Raw genomic sequence first — 24,299 nt, forward strand, 5'->3', positions numbered from 1 at the left:
ACTCTTTGACAACACTCTACATTATAGCCTACTACTTAGTATAAAAAAAGCTACAATCTTCTATGTCATATTTGTGTTACTTTTAGGATGAATATAATTAAATTGATCGACTTGATCAACATCTACAAAACGTGTTGTAATTTCGTAAGGTTTTCTGAAATTCATATCAGAGACTATTAAAGAGCCATCATTATTGACTTGTTCTACATAAGCAACATGTCCATGTTTTCCTTTTGGATAATGTAAAATAGAACCCTTAGTTGGATTTTCATTGACTGTATACCCTTGTTTCTTAGCCTTATTTGCCCAATGTTTAGCGTCACCCCATTGGTTACTTATTAAATGATGGTCTTCTTTTACTCGATCAAATACATAGTAAGTACATTGACCTTTAGCGTATGTGTTATATTTCATAGGATTTTTTTCCCAAAAATGAATTGTAGGTTCAGTCATATCTTGATTGTCTAGACCATCAAAAACTGCACCGGCCGTAAATATCATGCACACAAACACCATTAAAAAAATCCATTTTTTCATTTCATCACTCTACCTCTATAAAATTAAATCTAAACTGGATACCATCTGGACCTTTTATATTGATATGATGTGTTTCTGGATAATGAAAGTCAACGATAGATAAACCATAAGTATGTTCATTATCTATTCGCTTTATTTTTGAATTCCATTGATTCATTGAAAGATGACAATAATATTGTTCAGAAGCTAAATAAAACGATTCATCATCTAAATATGCAGAAGGTACTAGTCCAAAATGGTTTAAATAATACTCTCTTACTTCATTTAATCGAATGGTTTTTAAACTAATATTCCCAATTTTACTATCATTAGGTAAACCTTGCCATCCGATGGTGGATGCATATGGTAATAATGAAGAAACATCGAGCGGCTTAATATTGAGTCTAATCCATTCACTTTCTTGTTTCCAATCAGAAATCGCTTTATCAACATAAAATTTAAACATATGACCTTCTGGATCTTCGACAAAAATAAATGTACATACATTTTGTTCTCCACCATTAATTGGTAACTCATAATCATTTAACTTTTCAATTAGATCTGCCAGATGTTGTTTATTGGATAATTGAATTCCTATATAAAATAAACCAGCTTCTTGAGATAAAGGATTTCGTCCAGACTTTATCTCTCTTAAAGTAATATAATGGTGACTGTCTCCAACTTGATATTTGACAGCGGTTAATGTCTCTTCCACTTTTTTAAACCCTAATAATTCTTCATAGAACGGTTGTAAAGTACGTAAATCTCTTACATTTAAAGTGATACCATTAATAAAATGTGCATCATTATCATGAAACATAGGACACCTCCTAAATTTTAAAATCTCTCTTTCAATTTAAAAAAGCTATGATTAATGATTATTCTATAATAAAATATTTAAAATTTTATCAGTCTTAATGCGTAATATTCAACTATTTAGACTAAAAAAGCTTTCGATAGAGAGAACTTCATTGCGTTTCCATCGAAAACTTTTAAATATATATAAAGTACATTATTTTTTAGCTAAAACTTTATTGTAGATTCTTGTACCAACACATGCACCAAACATTACACCAGTAGTCATAGCAAGATTAGTAAAAATTTTATTAACGAAATCTTGTTTATCTTTTTCATAACTAGCTAAATGATTCATATACTGTTTGAATACACCCATCACAAACTTATGTGCAATGGCTTGAGTAAACTTATAAACTCCCCATGGTAATGTTGGTTCATATCCTTGCAACGCTGCAATACCTTCGTTGGTATCTAATATACGTCTAAATTCAAATCGTGCATTACTACTGTCTTTAACCATAGCTAAATCTCCACCAACAATTTTATACACAATCATTTCATTAATAGAATCATGATTATCTCTTTTCATTTTTAAAATACATTTCCTTATTAATGGTAATTGAATATTAAATTCATGCTCATTAATGGTACCATTTACTAAATGGAGCGTGATATTATTAATAAATTCTGCATATTCTCTTGTTACATCCTGTATCGAATAACTTTCCGGAATTCTAAAACGCGTCATTGCTCTAACATCTTTAACTTCATCTCTCTTATTTTGATTTGATTTAGATTGTTTTGTAGTTATTATTTGTTGTTCATCTTGTTTTTCTTTAAGTGCTTTTTTCACATTTTCTTTACCATTCATTTTCTCTTTAATCCAATATCGACTTAACCGAATAAGGATGGTTGGTAAGTGCAATATAAACAAATGTTTATCAAGAATAGTCGCTATACGTTCAAATAATTCTTGATAATTCATTACCTTAGGCCTTGTAATATTAAATACTTCATTTTCTTTAGGAGAACGTTCGACTAACATAGCTAATTTATCAATAACATCATCCATAGATACTGGCGCAATCATATTGTAAGCCCAGTTCGGTAGAATCATTGCTGACAAACGCTCTATCATTCTTTTAAAAATAGGATATGAACTACCGTTTGAATCTATAATTAACCCAGCACGTAATGTGCTTACAGGGACACCATAATATCTTAATATTTTTTCACATTCTAACCGACTTTTTAAGTGAAGTGACAAATGACTATCATTCGTGATAATACCACTCATAAATATAATGTGTTTGACCCCATGTTTTTTCGCTACGCGCCCAACATTATCAGCTAGTAGTGCATCCATATCTTCAAAATTAGCCTGTGTAAGTTTAGCACTTGTCTTCATTGAATGACCAAGATAAATCGCAGTATCTATACCTTTCATTACTTCAGTTATAGCATCTAAATCAAATAAATCTGCTGATTTCCAAGTTACATTTTTTTCATTTTTTTTATTTTGAGCATTTCTTGATATTGCGATAATCTCATGATTAACTTTTAATTTATCTTTTAAGTGACTACCAATATATCCAGAAGCCTCTGTTAGTAAAATTTTACCCATCATTTTATCTCTCTTCCTATATTACTTACGAGAAACATTCTATCACTTATTATTTGATATAACCTCATCCGTTTTTATCTAAACTTGAAACTCTATTCAGATATATTTTCAAATTATTATTATTTAATATTTATATACTTTATAAAAAAACGCTCGTAACCCTTAATTAGGTTACAAGCGTTCTATCTCTATTGAATTAAACTAAAGTTTTTACGACTTCTTGACAACGTGGACATAAATGATCAAGTTCACCAACAGATCCTAATGTTTCACTATAATTCCAACATCTTTCACATTTTTCACCTGAAGCATGGTCAATACGAATGTCACCATGTTGGTATTCATTTCCATTGTCTACTTTTTCAGTCACTTCAACTTGAGAGACGATAAATAATTGTTGTAAGTCATTAAATTGTTGTAAAAATTCTGCAGCTTTAAAGTGATCATTGTTTCCAATCACTACTTTAGCTTCAAGAGATTTACCGATAACTTTTTCATTACGTGCTGCTTCTAATGCACGGTTTACATCATCACGTAATGACATAAATTGATTCCATTTATCTAATAACTCTTGATCAACGTCCACAACTTTTGGCATATCTGCTAAGTGAACACTTTCTTCTTTAACATGTGGTGTATGAGACCATACTTCTTCGGCAGTGTGTACTAAAATAGGAGCAAGTAATTTAGTCATATCTACTAAAATTTGATACAACACTGTTTGCATGCTACGACGTTTATGTGCGTCTTTTTGTTCAATATACAGAATATCTTTACCATAATCTAAATAGAAGTTACTTAATTCAACATTGATAAAGTTTTGAACTTCTTGATAAATATTTAAGTAATCAAAGTTATCATAGTGATTAATAGTACTAGCAGTGAATTCACGTAAGCGATTCAATAAGTAGCGATCTACTTCTAATAATTCATGTTCAGGTACACTGTCTGTTTCAGGATTAAAGTCGTTAATATTACCTAACATAAATCTTAAAGTATTTCTGATTTTTCTATAAACATCAGACGTTTGTTTTAAAATTTCATCTGAAATACGTACATCTGCTAAATAGTCTGTACTACTTACCCATAATCGTGCAATATCTGCACCTTTTTGTTTTACTACTTGATTAGGCACGATAACGTTACCTAAAGATTTACTCATTTTTTTACCTTCGCCATCCATTACGAAACCATGTGACAATAAGAATTTATAAGGCGCTTGTCCTCTAGTCGCAACTGCTGTAGTAATTGAAGAGTTAAACCAACCACGATATTGGTCACTACCTTCAAAATATAAATCGGCTGGGAAATGCAATTCTGGACGAGTTTCTAACACGCCTCTATGAGATGAACCAGAGTCAAACCAAACATCCATAATATCTGTTTCTTTAGTAAATTCTCCATTAGGACTTCCAGGATGTGTGAATCCTTCAGGTAATAAATCTTTAGCTTCTCTTTCAAACCAAACATTTGAGCCATATTCTTCAAATAAATCAGCTACATGATTGACTGTTTCTTTTGTCATAATAATATCGCCATTTTCAGCGTAAAATACAGGCAATGGTACACCCCATACACGTTGACGAGAAATCACCCATTCACCACGGTCACGAATCATATTATAAATACGTGTTTTACCCCAATCTACTTTAAAATCAGTCTCTTCAATCGCATCTAAGATATCTTGTCTCACTTTATTAATTGAAGCAAACCATTGAGGTGTTGCACGGAAAATAACTGGTTTTTTAGTACGCCAATCATGCGGATAACTATGCGTAATAAAGTCTAATTTTAATAAGGCACCTTTATCAGTTAAAAGGTCTGTTACAGCTTTATTTGCTTTATCATAGAACATACCTTCAAATTGTCCGCCTTCTTCTGTGAAGACACCTTTATCATCCAAAGGACTAATGACAGGTAAATCGTATTTTTGACCTACAACATAGTCATCTTCCCCGTGTCCAGGGGCAGTATGTACACAACCAGTACCAGCATCAGTTGTTACATGACCACCATTAATGACTAATGACACTCGATCTATGAAAGGATGTTGTGTTTCAACATACTCTAACTCTTTCCCTGTAAATTCTTTTTCCAATTGAATAGTATCTTTATCCCAACCTAATGCTTCAGAAACACTTTCAGCTAAAGCTTCAGCAATCACGTATTTCTTACCATTTACATTATATTGACCATATTTCAAGTCTGGATGAACTGTAATTGCTACGTTAGAAGGTAATGTCCAAGGTGTAGTTGTCCAGATAATAAATTGAGCATCCTCATCGATAGTACCTTTTGAATCTTTAACATCAAAGGCTACATAAATAGATGCTGAACGTTTATCATGATATTCAATTTCAGCTTCAGCAAGTGAAGATTCACTTGATGGTGACCAATATACTGGTTTTTTACCTTTATAAATTAAACCTTTATCAGCCATTTCGCCAAACAAACGAATTTGAGCTGCTTCATATTCAGGTTTAAGAGTAATATATGGATTATTAAAGTCCCCACGTACACCTAAACGTTTAAAATCTTGTTTTTGAAGTTCAACTTGTTCTAAAGCAAATTCTTTACATTTTTCTCTAAACTCAGCAATTGACATTTTTTTGCGATCAACGCCTTTTTTAGTCAATGCTTGTTCAATTGGTAAACCATGTGTGTCCCATCCTGGAACGTAAGGTGAGTAAAATCCTTGCATCGTTTTATAACGTACAATAATATCTTTAATAATTTTATTTAATGCATGTCCCATGTGAAGATTACCATTTGCATAAGGTGGGCCATCATGCAAAATAAATGATTGATTTCCTTCATTTTTCTCTAAAGCTTTTTGATAATGATTATTTGCTTCCCATTGCTCTTGAATTTTTGGCTCTTTATTAGGTAAACCTCCTCGCATTGGAAAGTCAGTTTTTGGCATTAATAACGTTTCTTTGTAATTCATATTTTCCACTCCTTAAATATAAAAAGAACTCTAAGTTCAATTAATAGGGACGGGAAATCCGCGGTACCACCCTTCTTAACTCAACTTAGAGTTCTCTTCTTAATATTATAAAATTTTAATTTGCCAGTGATATAAAAAATAGACTTATATTAGGCTTCCACCGTGTCCTAACTCGCTGTGAAAAGTTTATTATTTTTTACGTGTCTGACATTTTATTAACTATTTATTTGATGATGATTCGCTACTTGAAACATCCTTATTTTCAGAAGTAGACTTATTTGTATTAGTTGTTTCATTAGAATTGATTGACTGATTTTCCTCATTTGATAATGTCTCAGTTGTTTCACTCGTTGGAGTTTCACTATTCGCATTTGGATTTACATCTTGTGGATTTAAATGCTGTATGTTTTCTTGTGTCACTTGTTCTGCATCAAAATCATAATTTAATAAGTAATCCCAATCATCATTTTTCAATAAATCCAGCTGTGCTTCTACAAGCATACGAAATCTTGATCTAAATATTTTAGATTGACGTTTCATATCTTCAGTTTGGAAAGATAAATGACGTGCTTTTTCAATAGCATCATTTACAATCACATCAGCTTGCGCTTTTGCTTTAGAGATAATTGCTTCTGATTCTTTTGTGGCAGCAATTTTTGTTTGTTCTCCAGCTTGTTGAGCTTGAATAAGCGCATCACTTACTGATTGATGAACATCTTGATAAGATTTAATATTAGTATCTCTCTCTTCAAGCACTTTTTCAAGTTGTTTTTTTTCTTCTTTAAGTCTTTCAATCTCATTACTTAATTGAGTTAAAAAGTCGCTAACTTCAGCAGGCTCCAAACCATTTTTCACTCTTGTAAATTCCTTATTTCTTATTTCATTAGGTGTAAAAGCCATCTGTTATCCTCCTTAAAACAAACCATCATAAAGGTGTTTTTATTATTTATCAATCAATATCATTTACTTAAATAGTGTTTGATACGTTATATGAACTTTTTCTTTTTTAGTTTTGCCACCTATATCAATAATTCGAGCACGTCCAAATCCTTGAATAGAGAGCAAATCATTGTTTTGAAGTTGAAAATCGGGAGAATCGATTAAAGTATGATTCACTTTTACCCGTTTTTTTTCAATTAATTGTTTAGCAATTGATCTAGATTTTCGAATCATTTCTTTTAAAACGACATCTAATCTTAAAGCACTGACTGTACTATGATGAATATTCCAATTCTCTTTTGATTGTATCATATCTTTAAATGGAATAGAATCAAGTTTGACTGTAGCACCTTTAATCTTTGTTAATTCCATCATAATATATGATTCCAATTGCTTTGTCAAAACAAACTGAATCGTATCACCAACAAGTATATCTCCTACTTGTTCTCTTTCTATACCTAAAGACATTAAAGTTCCAAGTACATGTTGATGTTGAATAGACACAAATTTCTCAGGATAATTAATTTGGATTAATACTTCTTCAAAATCACCTTCAGTAGGTTCAAAATAACTAGGCGCAATAATTGCTCTCTTTCTTTCTGCCGATTGACCACCGAAATAGCTCACTTTCATATCTTCAAAACTACCGACGATGACTTCTAATATATATTGTCCTCTAGGATCTAAAAATGAAGTCAATACAGGTGCATATTGTTGATTAACTTGTTCACATTTATCTAATAATTGATCAATAAGTGGTTGTTCTTCATTTCTAAAGTGCTGATAAATATCGATGATTAACGCCTCCTCTTTTAAGTGTTAAAGAGCCTGAGACATTATGCATATCACAGGCTCTACTAACTTATTATAAAATTATTTTAGTATTAAATAATTTAATATCATATCAAAAATACTTTTCAATCCATATTGAAATAATACAAGTACAAATAATGCTACAATTGATGAAATATCAATTATACCAATGGGTGGAATAATCTTTCTAAATGGCTCTAAGAAAGGTTCATATATCTTACTTAAAAATGATCCAAATTTAGATTCTCTAATTGTTGGAACCCATGAAGTAAAGAAATAAATAATCATTCCCCAATAATAAATTTGAACTAGTAATAATATAAAGTTAAATATACTAGCTAATATACCAACATCCATATATTATATTCTACTCCTTAAATTATTCGTAATGTTGTTGTGTATTCATCTGTTCAAGGTGATCGGTAATACTACCTGCCACCTCAACATTATCAGGTGTACAAAGGAAGATATCAGCACCTACACGTTGTATATCTCCGCCAATGGCATAAACTGTTCCACTTAAGAAGTCAATAATACGTTTCGCTGATACTTTATCAATACGTTGTAAGTTAACTAATGTCGCACGACGATTTTTAAGTTCATCTGCAATGTCTTGAGTATCTGAAAATACACGAGGTTCAAATAAGCACATTTTTGAATTTTCGTAATTACTATAACCTGTACCAGCTGATTGATTCATAGTAACAACATTTTTTGAATTAGACTTATTTGATGTATTTCCCATACGATAATTCCTTTCTTCACTATTGTAATTTTTTGATACTTTCTTTTGAGGTACAGTTTTTAAGTGATTTTGATTATTCTGTGTTCTTTCAATAGGTTGCTGTTGCATATTACGATTTTGATTTTCTTCATTTTGTGTTACACGCTGTTGTCTTTCAGCAGGGCTTTCGACTTCTTCTTCATCTTCCATTAGGAAAAAATTATTAAATAAATCCTTGATAGCCACGGGGCTCACTCCTCTTCTCCAACAAGTTTAGTCCCTATTCTTATAAATGTAGCACCTTCTTCTACAGCAATAGTATAATCATTACTCATTCCCATAGATAAATATTCACATGGTGCATAATTTAATTTAAGGTTTTTAATTTCATCTCGTTTTAATCTCAATTGTTTAAATAACTGATGTATGTAGTCCTTATCATCGGTATAAGGCGCCATTGTCATTAATCCAACAATTTTAATATTGTCGAATGCTTTAATTTGTTCAATAAAATCATTAACTTCACTAAGCGCAATACCATGTTTAGTTTCTTCACCAGAAACATTCACTTGGATAAAGCATGAAATAGTGTGAGTTGCTCTTTTATTAATTTCTTTTGCTAAATTCAAACGATCTAGTGCATGTAAATAATCGATGTCATTAATCACATCTTTTACTTTTCTAGACTGTAGTGAACCGATAAAATGCATTGTAACATCTTTAGGTAAGGCTTGTTTTTTTTCTAGAAAACCTTCTACTCTATTTTCTCCAAAGTGTCTTAAACCAGCATCATACGCTTCTTTTGCTCGGTCTATTGTAACATATTTTGTTACTGCAATCACGTTTGGAGCGGTCTTAATCACACTTTTTTCAAGATGATGATTAATTTCCGTTTGCATTTTTTCTAAATTTTCTGTCACTTTCATTATATATCAACCTCTTAACTTTGTAATGACATAAAGGATTATAGTGATATAACTGCATTACACTACACTTCTCCTTTTTGACCTATAAATGCTAGCATCCTGCCAGTTTTACCTTTTTCAACACGATAAGAGAAAAAAAGCGATAAGTCTTCTGACGTAGTATATTTTGTAATGTTAATATTTTCAGCTGGTACGCCACTATTTATTAATAATAAAGCGTTGGCTAATTTTAAATCAATACCATGTCGATCAGTATCTCGTGTTTCAATATATTTGTCAGAATTAATAGGCAATGTTTCAAATTTCTTTTTAATATCATCATTTATTTCATAGGTTGAAGAAGTCGCTGGACCTATGACTACATTTAAATCTTGATAGTCAAATTCTACATATTTAAGCATTTCTACTACTATTTGACCATATGTTCCTCTCCACCCCGCATGAGCTAGAGCGATAAAATGATGTTTTTCACTATAAAAATATACAGGTACACAATCAGCATAACACATCGTTAATAATATATCTGAATCATAAGTATACATACCATCAATTCCATATAATTCATTACCTAATGTCTTAATATTAGCGCCACAATGTGCTTTAGTAATGTGAGCGATATTATTTTCGTGTGTTTGAATAGGAAAAACCCATTGTTGTGTAGGAAAGTTGATAGCATTAGCTAATATCTCTTGATGATGCGTCACATAACTAGGTTCATCATCAATATAACGTGCCATATTAAATGCATCTCTTGGATATGGACTCTTTCCATCTTCGCGTGTAGTAAAACCAAGTGTTAACTGATCATATTGTGATGTATAACTCAAATAATGTGGCTGTTTTATAAATTTTTCCACGTTGTGAAAACCACCTTCACTTTTAAGAATAGTCATACCTAGACTATTGTTTTATATTTTATCAGCATTTCGATTAAAAGATGTAGATAAATGTATTATATAACATATTTCTTTTTAAATTAAACAAAACAAAAAGAGCAGCATTCTCCTCAGAAATCACTGCTCCTTTCTTTATATTTATACTTTAATATTAGCGTCTAGTTCTTCTAGAACGTCTTTCTTCTCTATTACGAATAAAGCTAGGAATATCATCATCTTTAGTAGTATGACTTCTTTCGCTTAGACCATCAGAAGGACGTGAATTAGATGTACTATGTGTGAATGAGTCTTCTTTTGGTGCACTTTGAGTTGATGTACTAGAAGTTGCACTTGAACCAAAACCAGTACTTGACGCTTTACGTCCTTGAGATGTTGGTTTATCTTCAAATCCAGTTGCGATTACTGTTACAACAATTTCATCTTGCAATTCTGGATTAATTACAGTACCAAAAATCATATTTACATCTTCATCTGCTGCATCTTGTACAATATCAGCTGCTTCTTGGGCTTCGAATAAAGATAAAGATTCTCCACCTGTAATGTTCATTAACACACCTTGAGCACCAACAATTGATGTTTCAAGTAATGGAGATGAAATAGCTTTTTTAGCAGCTTCCACTGCTCTATTTTCGCCTGAAGATACACCAATACCCATTAATGCAGAACCTTGGTTAGACATAATTGTCTTAACGTCAGCAAAGTCTAAGTTCACTTCACCTGATACAGCGATTAAATCAGAGATACCTTGAACACCTTGACGTAAAACATTATCTGCTTCTTTAAATGCTTCCATCATAGGAGTTGATTTATCAACAATATCTAATAAACGATCGTTAGGAATAACAATTAATGTATCAACTGCCGCTTTCATTGCTTCAACACCTGCTGCTGCTTGTGTAGAACGTTTACGTCCTTCGAAGCCAAATGGACGAGTTACAACACCTACTGTTAATGCTCCCATTTCTTTAGCAATTTTAGCAACTACTGGTGCAGCACCTGTACCAGTACCGCCACCCATACCAGCAGTAACAAATACCATATCAGCGCCTTGAATAGCATCTTCAATTTGTTCGCGTGATTCTTCAGCAGCTTTTTTTCCAATTTCTGGATTTGCACCTGCACCTAAACCACGTGTTAATTTTTCACCGATTTGTATCTTAGATTCTGCTTTAGATAAGTTTAAAGCTTGCCCATCAGTGTTAATTGCAATAAATTCAACATTGTTCATTCCATGATCAATCATGCGGTTAACAGCGTTGTTACCGCCGCCACCTACACCGATGACTTTTAATGTCGCCAAATGATTAAATCCTTGTTCAAATTCTAACATTTATTTTTCCTCCTAGTCTTAATGGCCAATTATTCAAATAGAGATTTCATAAGCTTTTTAAATTTGCTTTCTTCTTTATCAGATTTTTCATGTTCATCATCATAATGATGTGTTCCATCTTGATGGTTGTTTTCATCATACGTTTCATAATCATCATGTTTCTCCGCTTTTTCACGTACTTCCGGCTGATGATTTTCGTCAGTGTCTTCGTTTTTATTAGATTTACGTTTAAACCAGTCAAAGCCACCTGATTTTGAAGTATGATTGTGTTCGTCATTTTCAATGACTTCTTCTTCAAATTCATCATTATCTTGATAATTTATTGTAACATAATCTAATAATTCATCAAATGTGATACTACTAGATATTGTAGAAATCGCTGAAGTAAATTCAGGTTTTCTAATTCCCATTTGAGAAGGTGTATGGATTCTTATTTTTTCATTAACCATTGTACTTAGTAATTCTTTAATGCCCAATAAGTTTGAAGAACCACCTGTAACAATGAATCCACCATTTACTTTAGTTAATCCTAAATCTACCAACACATCAAATACTTCATCAAAGATATCTTGCACTGTTCTTTCAATAACTGCACTTAAATCTTTTTGAGTATACTCTACTAATTCGTCACTATCTACCTGATCAACACTGAAAACGTCTTGATCAGACGCTGATTGTGTATAAGCATGTCCATATTGATGTTTAATTTTTTCAGCTGTTTCATATGTAGTGTTTAATTCTTCTGCGATATCATCTGTAATATCACGTCCAGCTAATTCAATTGAATCGGCATCTACAAGTTCACCTCGTTCATAAAAGGCGATTTGAGTGAGATCTTCACCAATATCAATTACACATGCACCTAATTCTTTTTCAGTTGCAGATAAAATAGAGCCATAGTTATAAGCATCTGAATAGACGTCCAATACATCTACTCCACAAGATTCTACACATTTAATCATATTAATTAGAATTGACTTGTGAATTGCAATAACACCTGCTTCTACTTTTAACGAGTGTCTTGCAATGAGTTCTTTAGGATCCGAAACCTCGTTATCTCCATCTACAATGAATCTAATCGGAAACACATCAATAACTTCTGTATCAGGTACATCATTTTTTTGACGTATACCTTCCAATACTGTTTCAATATGTGATCCACTAATTTCTGTATCTTCGTAAAAATCAATTTCGTTTTCTTCATCGTACACTTCAGTACCAATGATAGGTAATTTTAAGAAAACTTCTTTTATATCCACACCTGATGCGATAGAAGCTTTTTTAATTGTATCTTTAATTGCTTGTTTCGCAATATCAAAATCATCAATCAATCCATTCTTAATACCGCTAGTGTAGGTTTGCCCTGTACCTATCACATTAATACCATTGTGAAATTTTTCGCCTACTATTGTTTTAACACTTGATGAACCAATATCTATGCTTACATAGTAATGTTCCTCCATAGATAGGCACCTCCTGACAAAATACTATTAAAATACACTATATTTAGTTTACAATACGTCGTTTAGCTTGTGAACTATAAACACATATTATTATCGAAATTTTTTAATTATTTGTATCCGATTGTTCGCTTATTTTATTTAATGCACTTTGTAATTCATTTTTTGCTTCTGTTTCTTGCTGTGTTTTTTGACGAACATTTTGATCGGACTTAGAATTAATACTGCTATTTTCATTATATGGAATAAATGATGCTCCTACAGATAAATCAATATATCCTTGTGTTTTTAATTGACCTGAACTATCTTTTGCAAGAGATTGAGACATTTGAGGATAATACTCGATTTTGTTAGCTAGAGTATTGATGTCTCCTACTACTTGCATGCCATCTTTCATATATAAAAGGACTCGATTTTGTTGATTCTGCAAAGGTGCATATTTTATTTCTGAAATCATATCTCTCGTTTCATTAGACATTTTAGATAATGCTTTCGTGATACGATTTAAATTGTCACCTTTAAAATCTTCTAATACAGGTGCACTATTCGCAATATCACCATTATAATTGTCTAATTTTTTATTTCCTTCAATTATTGGCACATATTTATTTTTATCTTTTACAATACCTACTAAATTATTTTCAATAATTTTAACATTTAAAGTATTAGGCAACTGTTTATTAATCTGAACATCTTTGATTAATGAATTTTTCTTTAAATTATTGATAGCTTTGCTTTTACTAAAAGTATAAATGCGTGATCCTTTTTTGATATTTAATTCTTTTTCAACTTGGCTATCACTTACATTATGATTACCACTAATATTAACATGAGAAATTCTACTTAATGGTGTAAACATATATAGTAGAAATAATATAATTAAAAGTATTAAAGTAGTAACAATAATATATTGGATACGTTTTTGTCGCTTTCTTTTATCTATCTTTTGTTGTTCTCGTTTTTCAGCTACCGTTAAGTGACTATATTTATCATTTTGAAATTTATTGCGCTTTTCTCTTAACCTTGTTTTTACTTCTTTCTTTAAATTTTCACCTTTATTTTTCGAAGAATTTAAAGATTTATTTGACCTTCTATCATTTGAAAGATTCTTTTCTTTTTGGAGTCTATCTTTTGATTTAACATCATCTTTAATTTTTTTATTTTTATCATTTTCTAATTCAGTTTTGTCTTTATCAAATGAACGCTTGATAGAACGAATCTTTTTATTTCTATTGCCCCTTGTATCATCCAATTACTTCACATCCTTTAATTAAGATGGTAGGTATGCACGGAAACTTTCAATAAATCTTTCGCCGCGTTCTTCAAATGTTTTATATTGATCCCAACTTGCACATGCTGGTGAAAGTAAAACAACATCATTAGGTTCAATGACATCTTGAACTTTTTTTACTGCATCTTCTATATCAACTGCCTTGATTACTTCTTTACCTTGACTATTACCTAATTTAGCGAATTTATCTTGAGTTTCACCGAAAACTACCATTACTCTAACATGTTTCATGTAAGGAATTAATTCATCAAATCCATTACCTCGATCTAAACCACCACATAACCAGATAATAGGTTGTTTAAATGAATTTAAAGCAAACTGTGTTGCTAATGTATTGGTTGCTTTAGAGTCATTATAGTATTTATTTGTTCGATTCGTTCCAATATATTGTAATCGATGTTCAATACCTGAGAATGTTGTTAAACTATCTACGATAGCCTTAATTGGTACGCCTGCAAGTATCGCAGCTAAAACAGCAGCTAAAATATTTTCTAAGTTATGTTCTCCTGGTAAAACTAAATCATCAATATTAATAAGGTTAACATCATTATAAACGATATAATTATCTTTAATATAGATGCCATCTACTTCTTGTTGAGTAGAAAAATATAATGTTTTAGCTTTTAAATTTTCAGTTTCAATTAAATGACGTTGATGATAATTACAAATCAAATAATCATCTTCTGTTTGATTTTTGTAAATACGTCGCTTCGCATTTTGATAATTTTCTAATGACTCATGATAATCTAAATGAGCAGAATAGATATTTGTAATGATGGCAATGTGAGGTTTGTAATGTTCAATGCCAAGTAATTGGAATGAAGATAATTCAGTGATTAGATATTCATCAGGTGACGTTTCTTGAGCTACTTTAGAAGCAACATACCCAATATTTCCTGAAAGTCTTCCAGTTAATCTACTTTTTTTAAACATATCTCCAATGAGAGAAGTTGTTGTTGTTTTACCATTTGTACCAGTCACAGCGATAATTGGAGCTTCAGAAATTAAATAACTTAATTCTACTTCAGTTAAAATTTTAAGGCCTCGTTGATATGCTTCATCAATAATTGAAACTGTATAAGGTATACCTGGGTTTTTAACAATAATCGGGTTGCTATCAAGTAATGATAATGGATGACCACCATCAACAATTTTCACACCTAATGTTTCTAAGTCTTTTGCATGGGGATCTTTAGATAAATCTTTCCCATCATTTACAGTTACATTTGCACCTAATTTAACTAATAACTTAGCAGCTTCATAACCACTTTTTGCTAATCCAACTACAAGAACATCTTTATTCTCTAATCCTGTATAATTTAGCATTCTAATGCACTCCTATCCATAATCCAATTAATCCTGAAATTAAGCCCACAAGCCAAAATACTGAAACAACTTTCCATTCACTCCATCCGCTAAGTTCAAAATGATGATGAATTGGTGTCATTTTAAAGATTCTTTTTTTAGTTAATTTATAAGATGATACTTGCAACATTACTGATAATGTTTCGATAACAAATACTAAACCTACAAAAAGTAATGAAAATTCTTGGTTTAACATGATTGAAATTGTAGCAAAAATACCTCCTAATGCTAAGCTTCCTGTATCTCCCATAAATACTTTGGCTGGATTTAAGTTATACGGTAAGAAACCGAGTAATGCAAAAATCATAATAATACAAAAAGTACCAATTGCAGGGGCATTTAACATGAAACTCATAATTGCATACATAGTGAATCCAATAATTGATAAGCCAGTTGCTAATCCATCCAATCCATCAGTTAAATTAACTGCGTTTGAAAACCCAACTTGCCAAAAAACAATAAAAATAACGTACGCAAACGACAATGGAATTCCAAAATTAGTAAATGGAATATTTATACTTGTTGAAAATTCTATTAAATGAAAAACATCGCTTAGAATGAAAAATATAATTGCTATTGCAATTTGAGCTAAAAATTTCTGCTTACTTGTAAGTCCTTGGTTATTTTTTTTAACTACAATAATGTAATCATCAATAAAGCCAATGAGTCCAAATCCTATTGTGACAAAGAGTAATAGAATAATGGGATTGGAATGATCTGTGAAAAATATAGCAATAATAGATGTAATAATAATACTAATTAAAAATGTTAAACCACCCATGGTTGGTGTACCCGTTTTTTTCATATGACTTTGAGGGCCTTCTTCGCGGATACTTTGCCCAAATTTCATTCTTTTAAGTGTCGGTATAAGTACAGGAACTAAAATAAATGTGATAAGTAATGCGATAATCGCAAATATAAAAAGCATGGTAATCTCCTTTATGTATTTTAAATTTATTCGTTTTTCACTTTATTTCCTTTATAATCTTATCAATTTTCAAACTAATTTTATATATATTATGTAAGAAAATGAGATTATAAATAAGGTATACATAATATATGACACCTTATTTATTATCATTTAAAACGACGTCATTTGTTCTTATGAATCGTTTTTATCATTAGACGTTGTATCAGTTGAATTATCTGAAGTGTTATTTGAATCAGAGCCACTCGAATCAGTTAAGGATGTACTATCATTAGGATCATCAGTAGATAATTCTATTTCAATTTTATTATTACTTTTGAGTGTTGACCCACTCGCTACAGATTGTTTTGTTACGTATCCACTGCCTTTAGTCGTAACATTGATTCCAGTTAATTCTTGGAAGGCTAGGACATCGTCTGTTGTCCAACCTTTCATATTGGGCATAGTAATATCGCCGTCTGTCACTGCTAACACTTTACTATTCGGTAATAATTTTGTATTAGCTCTAGTAGATTGAGCTTTTATTGTATTACCATTACCAATAATGACAGGTTGTAAATCTTTTCCTTTAAGACTATCTTGTGCCTTTTGACTTGGTTGCCCTACAACATTTGGCACTTTACTATACTGTGCTGATTGAGTCTCATCTTTTTTAGAGCCTACATTTAAATACTTAAGTGTATTTTCCATGATAGGTTTAAAAGCTTTACTTACCCCTAATTCATATGCTTCTTGGTCATTTTTCTGAGCAAGACTCATACCGGCATAAACAATAACTCTTGGATGTTTTTTTGGCGCATCTCCCATAAAGCTTACAAAGTAGGGATTTGCTCCTTTAACGTATCCACTACCATTTTCATTAACGACCTGAGCAGTACCTGTTTTCCCTTCAATATCATAACCATCAATACGATAATTGGAAGCATGACTTTTATCACTATTTACTACTTTATCTAATTCTGTTTCAACTTTATCCGCAGTTTCTGAAGTAATAGGTTTTCCAGCTATTTTCTTTTCACCTTTATAGAATGTTTTCTTTGAAATTGGATTGTCTATACTTTGAACAAACCAAGGTTTTAACATATTTCCTTTATTAAAGAAAGCTGATTGTGCTTGTATCATTTGTACAGGTGTCACTGTAGTCGATTGACCGAATGCTGATGTTTTTTGTTGTAATTCATTTGACCAAGCAATATTTCCTTTTAATTCTCCGTCAAACATGCCATTTGTTGATTTACCAAAACCAAAGCGCTCGTACCAAGATTTCATTTTGTCAGCACCAACTAAATCTTGAAGATGCATCATCAATGTATTAGATGAGTAAGTGAAACCTAATGACATTGGAATTTCTCCCCAACCGGTTTTATTCCAGTCAGAAATTCTTGAACCCATAATATCACGATGACCAGATTCATATTTTTCTTTAGGATTAAATTTACCTTCTTGAATGGCAGCTGCTAATCCATATGATTTAAATGTTGACCCAGGCTCATAGGCATTTTGATATAAATCATTCGCCCATTTTTTTCCAAAGTCTTTACCCGTTTCGGGGTTGAACGTTGGACGTTGACTATATGCAAGAATTTCTCCTGTTTTCGCATCCATAACCACTGCAAATAAATCTTTTGGTTCATATCGTTTCACCATATCATCAAGGGCCTCTTCGACAAATACTTGTATATTTGAATCAATGGTTAAATGAACGTCATCACCACGTTTTGGCGCTTTTTCATTTTTACTGTTTGGTGCAATATAACCCCAAATGTCATGTATATAAGATAGCGAACCTTTCTGTCCATTTAGATAACTATTAAAAATCTTTTCTACACCTAATGCACCATTTAATTCCCCGGTATCAGGATTTTTTTGAGCCATACCAATTAAATGAGAAGCAAAATTACCGTTAGGATAGAATCGTTCAGTTTCTGGATATAAGGTGATGCCTGGTAAGTCCATTTTATCGAGTTTAACTTTATCTTGATATGTTAAATTTGTCCCTTTCTGTCCAAATTCAACTTGAAAGGCTTTCTTTTGATTAAGACGTTTTTCAATTTCATCAGGTTTCATATCAATAATTTTTGATAATTGTTTTGCTGTTTTCTTTTTATCTTTAACATACCTTGGTGTATCACCAACTTCTCCAGCATTTTTATCAATAATAGCTACTAATTTATATCGTTGAACATCTTCGGCTAAAATTTTACCGTTTCTATCGTAAATTTTCCCTCTTTCAGGCTGTTCTTGCGTTTTTACGAGATATTTTTCATTAGCGCGCATCACTAAATTTTGTCCATCTGAATGTCCAGTTATCATGATATATGAATATCTTAAAACCAATACAAAAAAGAGCAGTCCGAATAATCCAACAAGGAGGACTGCTCCTAATTTATTTTTTCTAATTTTAATTTTTCGCTTCGCCATTAGTACGCACTACCTTTACATTATCGTTCTTTAGGCTCATACCTTGTTTTTTAGCCTGATCGTAAATGCGCTCATAAGAAGAATTTTTCTTAATTTCAGATTGAATTGCATTGTTTTCATTAGATTGTTGTTCAATCTTTTGATCTAACTCGGCAATTTTATCATTTGTATCGTATGCATCCATTTTTAAAGATAGCATATAGATTGCTAGAACAGCAATTGCTGTGACAAGCGTTATGTATAAAAATTTCTCAAATCGCGTAAGTTGAACAATAACCTTTTTAGTTACTGTTTTCGTCTCAGATTGTGTTTTTGGTTGTTCTTTCGGTATGCTAGTGTGCTGAATGTGTTCATATGGTTCGTAAATTTTTTCTACAGCCATCCTCAATTACTCCTTATTTTAATATTTCAGCAACACGTAATTTTGCACTACGTGCTCTATTATTTTCGTCTAAATCCTCATCTGTAGCAGTAATTGGTTTACGATTTACTCGTTTTAACTTAGGTGTATAAGCTTCAGGAATAATTGGTAACCCTCTAGGCACGTCAGGTCCTTTTTCGTATTCTTGGAAAATTTGCTTGCATAGTCTATCTTCCAGAGAATGGAAAGTAATGACTGAAATCCTACCTTTTACTTTAACATGCTCAATGGCTTGTTCAATTGAATCTTCGAACGCAGATAGTTCATCGTTCACTGCTATTCTTATCGCTTGAAAAATGCGTTTAGCAGGATGACCACCTTTTCTTCGAGCTTTAGCTGGAATACCTTCTTTAATAATATCTACAAGCTCTAATGTTGTTTCAATAGGTTGTTGTTCACGGTGTGCTTCTATTCTTCTCGCTATTTGTTTAGAAAACTTTTCTTCTCCATAACGATAAAAGATTTTAACCAATGCTTCATAAGACCAATCATTAACAACATCATATGCAGTTAATTCTTGCGTTTGATCCATACGCATATCTAACTTTGCATCATGATGATAACTAAATCCTCTTTCAGGTATATCAAGTTGTGGACTTGAAACACCTAAGTCATAGTAAATACCATCTACTTTTTCAATTCCTAAATTTTTCAAAATATCAGTTAATTCTCTAAAGTTATTATGTACAAACGTGACCTTGTGTAAGTGATCTTTTAGTACTTCTTTAGCATTTTCTAAGGCAGTAGTATCTTGATCGATTGCAATCAACCTACCGTCATCGTTTAATTGATTTAATAAATAGAGTGCATGACCGGCTCCACCAAGCGTACAATCTACATATATGCCATCCTCTTTGATGTCTAATTCATCTATTGTTTCTTTTAGCATAACGCTTACATGATGAAACACTATAAATTCCTCCATTAAAAATCAAAATCTATCAAATCTTCGGCAATATCTTCAAAACTTTCTTCTGATTCTTCATAAAATTCATTCCAAGTTCCTCTATCCCAAATCTCTATACGATTTGAGACACCTATTACCGTACATTCTTTTGTTAAATTTGCGTATTTCCTCAAATTTTGAGGAATGTTAATACGCCCTTGCTTATCTAGCTCTACTTCGATAGCTCCAGAGAAGAACATACGCATAAACTTACGTGCGTCTTTTTTTGTCATAGGTAAGGTTTTCATTTTCTCTTCAATCTGTTGCCATTCTTCAAGCGTGTAGCCAAACAAACATTTATCAAGGCCTCGTGTGATAATAAAACGTTCATTTAAGTCATATCTAAACTTAGATGGAATTATCATACGTCCTTTAGCATCTAATTGATGCTCGTATTCTCCCATGAACATTATTACCACCTCACCTTATTAATAATTTACCACATCTCACCACTATCCTCCACTAATTATGTAAAATATCTTAAAATTCTTTAATTTGACATAAAAAGACCCATATTATCTATTTAAATAATATGGGTCTCTCCCTTACAAATTAAGGTTTTATAACTATTTGGTTAAATGTATATTTAAGTGGAGGATAAGTGGAGGGACTGAACGCATCTATCCCAAATTCATTCATCATTTGAAGTGGATTCCAAATTCTTTCTTGTAGACCACCCATTGGATGCAATACATGTTCAATCTCTCTAAAATGTTTCATACTTATATCGTTATCTCTTTCAATGTTAAGTAAATATCGGTTTAATAAATATTCAAATTGTTTATTATGAATGTCATAATTTTTCTTTACTAAATTGATATTGTCATGATTATCATTCACTTCTTTAAGAAGTAATTCGTATATTTTGGCATGATTCTCTTTTAAAGACTCTACTTTTTTAATAAATGTATCTGAGGCTTTGCTACGAACGAAGTTTTCTCTATCCGTTTCTATACCGTTCATAATAACATTTTCAGCATTTAACTTATACTGATTAATTAGCTTTTCTATTCTAATTGGTAAATAAGTGATTTTCATTCTTGGTAAAACAATAGGCATTTCAACATCTAAAATTTTAAATACTTCATTCAATTCAGCCCAGTATTTAATTTCACTTGGTCCTCCAATAAAAGCTACCGTATTAAATAGCCATTCTTCCATTACTGGTCTAGTTACAACATTATTAGAAAAACGAGTTGGTTCTTTTTCAACTAATTTTAACAATTCATCTTTATTATATGTAATATCTGATTTACTCAATTTGAATACATCATCTTTTTTAATAATTAGTTGACGCATACTATCTTCATGAAGGAACAAATGGACATTGGTATCTGTTTCAATCATTTTGTTTAAACCTGATTGCGTAGTTAATTTTTGTGTTTTTCTAAACGCCTGGTTAATTTCATTATGTTTTTGAATAATATTTTTTAATAATGGCTTCTCCAATTCACGAATTTTTTCATATTGAGCATCAATAAATAGTACACCGTAATCTTTAAATACTTCTTGAAGTAACCCTTTAAAAATATCAGTCCAATTATTGTACTTTTCTATAATCTCTAAACATACTTGATAAAGTGCGTTAGTATGTTTCGTTTCTTTTAATTCTTTAAAAAATTGATTAAGTGCTTCAATCATCTGTTCCTTTTCTGGAATATAGCGAGAGACGCTTGTTTCAGGCGATGTCATTGTATGATATTTTACTTTATGTAATTGAGCGTCTTTTGCATTATAAGCATACGTATGATTTACTTCTTCAAAGTCATGATCTTCACCAGCAATCCAAAAAACAGGTACAACTGTTTGTTGGTATGTTTCAGTTAACTCACGACTTAAATTAACAATTGAAAGAATTTTATGAAACGTATATAAAGGTCCACCAAAAAGACCAGCTTGCTGGCCCCCAATTACCACTTTAGCTCCTTCACTGAGTGCAGTAAGATGAGTCTGTTGAATTTCTGTTATATTCAAATCTGACATATATGATTTAATCACTTGAGCAAGTTGTTGCTCTCTACCATTATTAGGACGATTCATTCTTTGATTAAAACTAGATGGTTTGACTGGATTATATTGATAAAATTTCAATAATGTTTCATCACTGTTTTCTAACTTAGTAATAAATGAATCTTTTTCTTGAAAATTAGTTACTTTACAGTTCATTCCCTTACTCCTTCAATATAACATTACTTATTCAGTATAAAGATTATATCCTTAGATGACAATTTTACGGCTTAAATATTGAAATTCAAATCCATTTTATCAGATTATAAGTAATTAATATGTTATTAAATGAAAATCGTATATTAATGACGATACAATATATATAAAGAATTTAAATGATAATGAAAACATGAGCAAAGTTCAACATCTTTAAATAAATTAAAAAAACTGTTGAATTATTTGAGGAATTTAAAGAAAAAGAAATTAATAATAAAGATTTGCATAAGGGTTCAATATACTAGTATGGTTTCCAAATCATTAAGCTATAAACGCTATTTGCATAAATAAGCCTGAGCCATTTAGCTCAGGTCTGTTATTAATCATTCTTCCACTAAATTAACCAATTCATACAAAGATTGTATTTCATAATCCGGTACAATATCACTGTTATTTTCTTTATTACGATAATTAAACCAACATGTTGTAATACCAGCATTTTTTCCACCTAGTATATCTGATGTAAGAGAATCTCCTACTATTATTGAAGTCTTTCTTTTTTCTTCACCAATTCTCTCAAAGATATAATCAAAAAATTCACTCATAGGTTTTTGATATCCTGTTTCTTCTGATATATATACTCCAGATAAGATATCTTTAAACTCTAATTGAGCAATACGACGTTTTTGAGTATCTGTAACACCATTAGTCACAATAAACAATTCACATTCTTGGCTTAATCGATCAATTGTTTCTAAAGTAGAGTTGAAGAATTTTAATGGTGCTTTAGCTAGTTCGTCTCTAAATAAAACATCGGCTTTTTTACCATCTACGTCTATGCCATACTCTTTAAAATAATTAATAAAACGATGTGTTAATACTTCTTCTTTAGATAGTTCATTTTTTTGAAATGCTTCCCAATGATTTTGATTTACTTTCTTAAAATATTGAAAATCTTCTTCAGTTGGATAATGACCGAAATGATGTGCCATTTGATGAAATGCTCGATCTTCTGCATCAAAAAAGTCCACAATTGTATCATCAAAATCAAGTAAAATAGTATCGTATTTCATTTTTATACTCCTAAATTATAATATGTATATTATTTTAGCAGATTTGTCATGATTCATTAAATAATGCCAAAAAATAAAAACACTTAAGGATTAATCCTTAAGTGTTGAATACTTGCTATTAAGTATTAGAAACCAAATACTTTACCTAATACACTTGCACCACTTGATACAATGTCAACAATACTTGTACCTAATTTTGTCCAATCTTGATTTTGTGCTGCTGTTACAGTATTTGCAATTGCTTCTGCTAATTTAGTCATTTGAATTTCTCCATTCTTTTTTTATTTTTAAATGTTATTACATTAGAATCCTAAGTATTTACCTAGAATGCTTACACCATTTGATACGATGTCAACAATACTTGTACCTAATTTTGTCCAATCTTGGCTTTGTGCTGCGTCTACTGTATTTTTAATTGCTTCTACTAATTTAGTCATTTGAATTTCTCCATTCTTTTTTTATTTTTAAATGTTATTACATTAGAATCCTAAGTATTTACCTAGAATGCTTACACCATTTGATACGATGTCAACAATACTTGTACCTAATTTTGTCCAGTCGTGGTTAATTCCTGCGTCTACTGTATTTTTGATTGCATCGAATAATTTTTCCATGTTAATAACCCCTTTATACGTAATTAATAATTAATTAAAATCCGAATACTTTACTTAAGATACCTACACCACTTGATACGATGTCAACAATACTTGTACCTAAT

Annotated in this window: 25 protein-coding genes; all 25 read right to left on the reverse strand. The window is 31.2% G+C overall.

What is annotated here, in order from left to right:
- Window positions 1-60: 60 nt before the first annotated feature.
- Window positions 61-537 (reverse strand): CHAP domain-containing protein, encoded by a 477-nt coding sequence (locus HMPREF2647_RS06190; protein WP_025987213.1) that lies wholly within the window; start codon window positions 535-537, stop codon window positions 61-63.
- Between the two features lie 4 nt (window positions 538-541).
- A complete protein-coding gene (locus HMPREF2647_RS06195) occupies window positions 542-1,336 on the reverse strand; it encodes a VOC family protein (protein WP_017174552.1) in 795 nt (264 codons plus the stop codon).
- A 192-nt stretch (window positions 1,337-1,528) separates the two neighbouring features.
- Window positions 1,529-2,938: an NAD(P)H-binding protein gene (locus HMPREF2647_RS06200; protein ID WP_048762472.1), complete on the reverse strand. Its 1,410-nt coding sequence runs from the start codon at window positions 2,936-2,938 to the stop codon at window positions 1,529-1,531.
- A 196-nt stretch (window positions 2,939-3,134) separates the two neighbouring features.
- The gene (gene ileS, locus HMPREF2647_RS06205; RefSeq protein WP_048762364.1) at window positions 3,135-5,885 is read right to left on the reverse strand and encodes an isoleucine--tRNA ligase; all 2,751 of its coding nucleotides are present in this window, start codon (window positions 5,883-5,885) and stop codon (window positions 3,135-3,137) included.
- 219 nt (window positions 5,886-6,104) lie between these two features.
- Entirely contained in the window at window positions 6,105-6,785 is a 681-nt protein-coding gene (locus tag HMPREF2647_RS06210) for a DivIVA domain-containing protein (RefSeq protein ID WP_037540982.1), read from the reverse strand.
- 63 nt (window positions 6,786-6,848) lie between these two features.
- Window positions 6,849-7,622, reverse strand: coding sequence for a YlmH family RNA-binding protein (locus tag HMPREF2647_RS06215; protein ID WP_029376746.1), 774 nt, complete (start codon window positions 7,620-7,622; stop codon window positions 6,849-6,851).
- Window positions 7,623-7,697: 75 nt separating this feature from the next.
- Window positions 7,698-7,994 carry a YggT family protein gene (locus HMPREF2647_RS06220; protein ID WP_070859723.1) on the reverse strand — a complete coding sequence of 99 codons (297 nt, stop codon included), beginning with the start codon at window positions 7,992-7,994 and terminating at the stop codon, window positions 7,698-7,700.
- 22 nt (window positions 7,995-8,016) lie between these two features.
- Window positions 8,017-8,607 carry a cell division protein SepF gene (locus HMPREF2647_RS06225; RefSeq protein ID WP_070859725.1) on the reverse strand — a complete coding sequence of 197 codons (591 nt, stop codon included), beginning with the start codon at window positions 8,605-8,607 and terminating at the stop codon, window positions 8,017-8,019.
- Between the two features lie 5 nt (window positions 8,608-8,612).
- Entirely contained in the window at window positions 8,613-9,287 is a 675-nt protein-coding gene (locus tag HMPREF2647_RS06230; protein ID WP_070859727.1) for a YggS family pyridoxal phosphate-dependent enzyme, read from the reverse strand.
- A gap of 62 nt (window positions 9,288-9,349) precedes the next feature.
- Window positions 9,350-10,144, reverse strand: coding sequence for a peptidoglycan editing factor PgeF (gene pgeF / locus HMPREF2647_RS06235; RefSeq protein WP_017174545.1), 795 nt, complete (start codon window positions 10,142-10,144; stop codon window positions 9,350-9,352).
- Between the two features lie 190 nt (window positions 10,145-10,334).
- Window positions 10,335-11,513 carry a cell division protein FtsZ gene (gene ftsZ, locus HMPREF2647_RS06240; RefSeq protein ID WP_017174544.1) on the reverse strand — a complete coding sequence of 393 codons (1,179 nt, stop codon included), beginning with the start codon at window positions 11,511-11,513 and terminating at the stop codon, window positions 10,335-10,337.
- Window positions 11,514-11,542: 29 nt separating this feature from the next.
- Complete coding sequence (gene ftsA, locus HMPREF2647_RS06245) at window positions 11,543-12,976, reverse strand: cell division protein FtsA (RefSeq protein WP_019835560.1); 1,434 nt, start codon at window positions 12,974-12,976, stop codon at window positions 11,543-11,545.
- 103 nt (window positions 12,977-13,079) lie between these two features.
- Window positions 13,080-14,225, reverse strand: a complete 1,146-nt coding sequence (locus HMPREF2647_RS06250; RefSeq protein WP_019835559.1) for a cell division protein FtsQ/DivIB — start codon at window positions 14,223-14,225, stop codon at window positions 13,080-13,082.
- Between the two features lie 18 nt (window positions 14,226-14,243).
- Window positions 14,244-15,590, reverse strand: coding sequence for a UDP-N-acetylmuramoyl-L-alanine--D-glutamate ligase (gene murD / locus HMPREF2647_RS06255; protein WP_017174541.1), 1,347 nt, complete (start codon window positions 15,588-15,590; stop codon window positions 14,244-14,246).
- A 1-nt stretch (window position 15,591) separates the two neighbouring features.
- The gene (gene mraY / locus HMPREF2647_RS06260; RefSeq protein ID WP_017174540.1) at window positions 15,592-16,557 is read right to left on the reverse strand and encodes a phospho-N-acetylmuramoyl-pentapeptide-transferase; all 966 of its coding nucleotides are present in this window, start codon (window positions 16,555-16,557) and stop codon (window positions 15,592-15,594) included.
- 174 nt (window positions 16,558-16,731) lie between these two features.
- A complete protein-coding gene (locus HMPREF2647_RS06265; protein WP_048762358.1) occupies window positions 16,732-18,978 on the reverse strand; it encodes a penicillin-binding protein in 2,247 nt (748 codons plus the stop codon).
- Window positions 18,959-19,360, reverse strand: a complete 402-nt coding sequence (gene ftsL, locus HMPREF2647_RS06270) for a cell division protein FtsL (protein WP_070859730.1) — start codon at window positions 19,358-19,360, stop codon at window positions 18,959-18,961. The genes HMPREF2647_RS06265 and ftsL overlap by 20 nt, the downstream gene beginning before the upstream one ends.
- Window positions 19,361-19,373: 13 nt before the next feature.
- Window positions 19,374-20,309 (reverse strand): 16S rRNA (cytosine(1402)-N(4))-methyltransferase RsmH, encoded by a 936-nt coding sequence (gene rsmH, locus HMPREF2647_RS06275; RefSeq protein WP_017174537.1) that lies wholly within the window; start codon window positions 20,307-20,309, stop codon window positions 19,374-19,376.
- 14 nt (window positions 20,310-20,323) lie between these two features.
- The gene (gene mraZ / locus HMPREF2647_RS06280) at window positions 20,324-20,755 is read right to left on the reverse strand and encodes a division/cell wall cluster transcriptional repressor MraZ (protein ID WP_017174536.1); all 432 of its coding nucleotides are present in this window, start codon (window positions 20,753-20,755) and stop codon (window positions 20,324-20,326) included.
- Window positions 20,756-20,897: 142 nt separating this feature from the next.
- Entirely contained in the window at window positions 20,898-22,511 is a 1,614-nt protein-coding gene (bshC, locus tag HMPREF2647_RS06285; protein ID WP_049379535.1) for a bacillithiol biosynthesis cysteine-adding enzyme BshC, read from the reverse strand.
- Window positions 22,512-22,891: 380 nt separating this feature from the next.
- Window positions 22,892-23,581 carry a YjjG family noncanonical pyrimidine nucleotidase gene (locus tag HMPREF2647_RS06290; RefSeq protein ID WP_002448764.1) on the reverse strand — a complete coding sequence of 230 codons (690 nt, stop codon included), beginning with the start codon at window positions 23,579-23,581 and terminating at the stop codon, window positions 22,892-22,894.
- A 125-nt stretch (window positions 23,582-23,706) separates the two neighbouring features.
- Window positions 23,707-23,841 carry a beta-class phenol-soluble modulin gene (locus HMPREF2647_RS06295; RefSeq protein WP_002488710.1) on the reverse strand — a complete coding sequence of 45 codons (135 nt, stop codon included), beginning with the start codon at window positions 23,839-23,841 and terminating at the stop codon, window positions 23,707-23,709.
- Window positions 23,842-23,883: 42 nt separating this feature from the next.
- The gene (locus tag HMPREF2647_RS06300; RefSeq protein ID WP_070436685.1) at window positions 23,884-24,018 is read right to left on the reverse strand and encodes a beta-class phenol-soluble modulin; all 135 of its coding nucleotides are present in this window, start codon (window positions 24,016-24,018) and stop codon (window positions 23,884-23,886) included.
- Window positions 24,019-24,060: 42 nt separating this feature from the next.
- Window positions 24,061-24,195, reverse strand: a complete 135-nt coding sequence (locus HMPREF2647_RS06305; RefSeq protein WP_017174532.1) for a beta-class phenol-soluble modulin — start codon at window positions 24,193-24,195, stop codon at window positions 24,061-24,063.
- 34 nt (window positions 24,196-24,229) lie between these two features.
- The coding region (locus HMPREF2647_RS11600) for a beta-class phenol-soluble modulin (RefSeq protein WP_141756749.1) at window positions 24,230-24,299 on the reverse strand (70 nt) is incomplete at its 5' end.

The organism is Staphylococcus sp. HMSC035D11 (assembly GCF_001836075.1).
Classification (GTDB): domain Bacteria; phylum Bacillota; class Bacilli; order Staphylococcales; family Staphylococcaceae; genus Staphylococcus; species Staphylococcus hominis.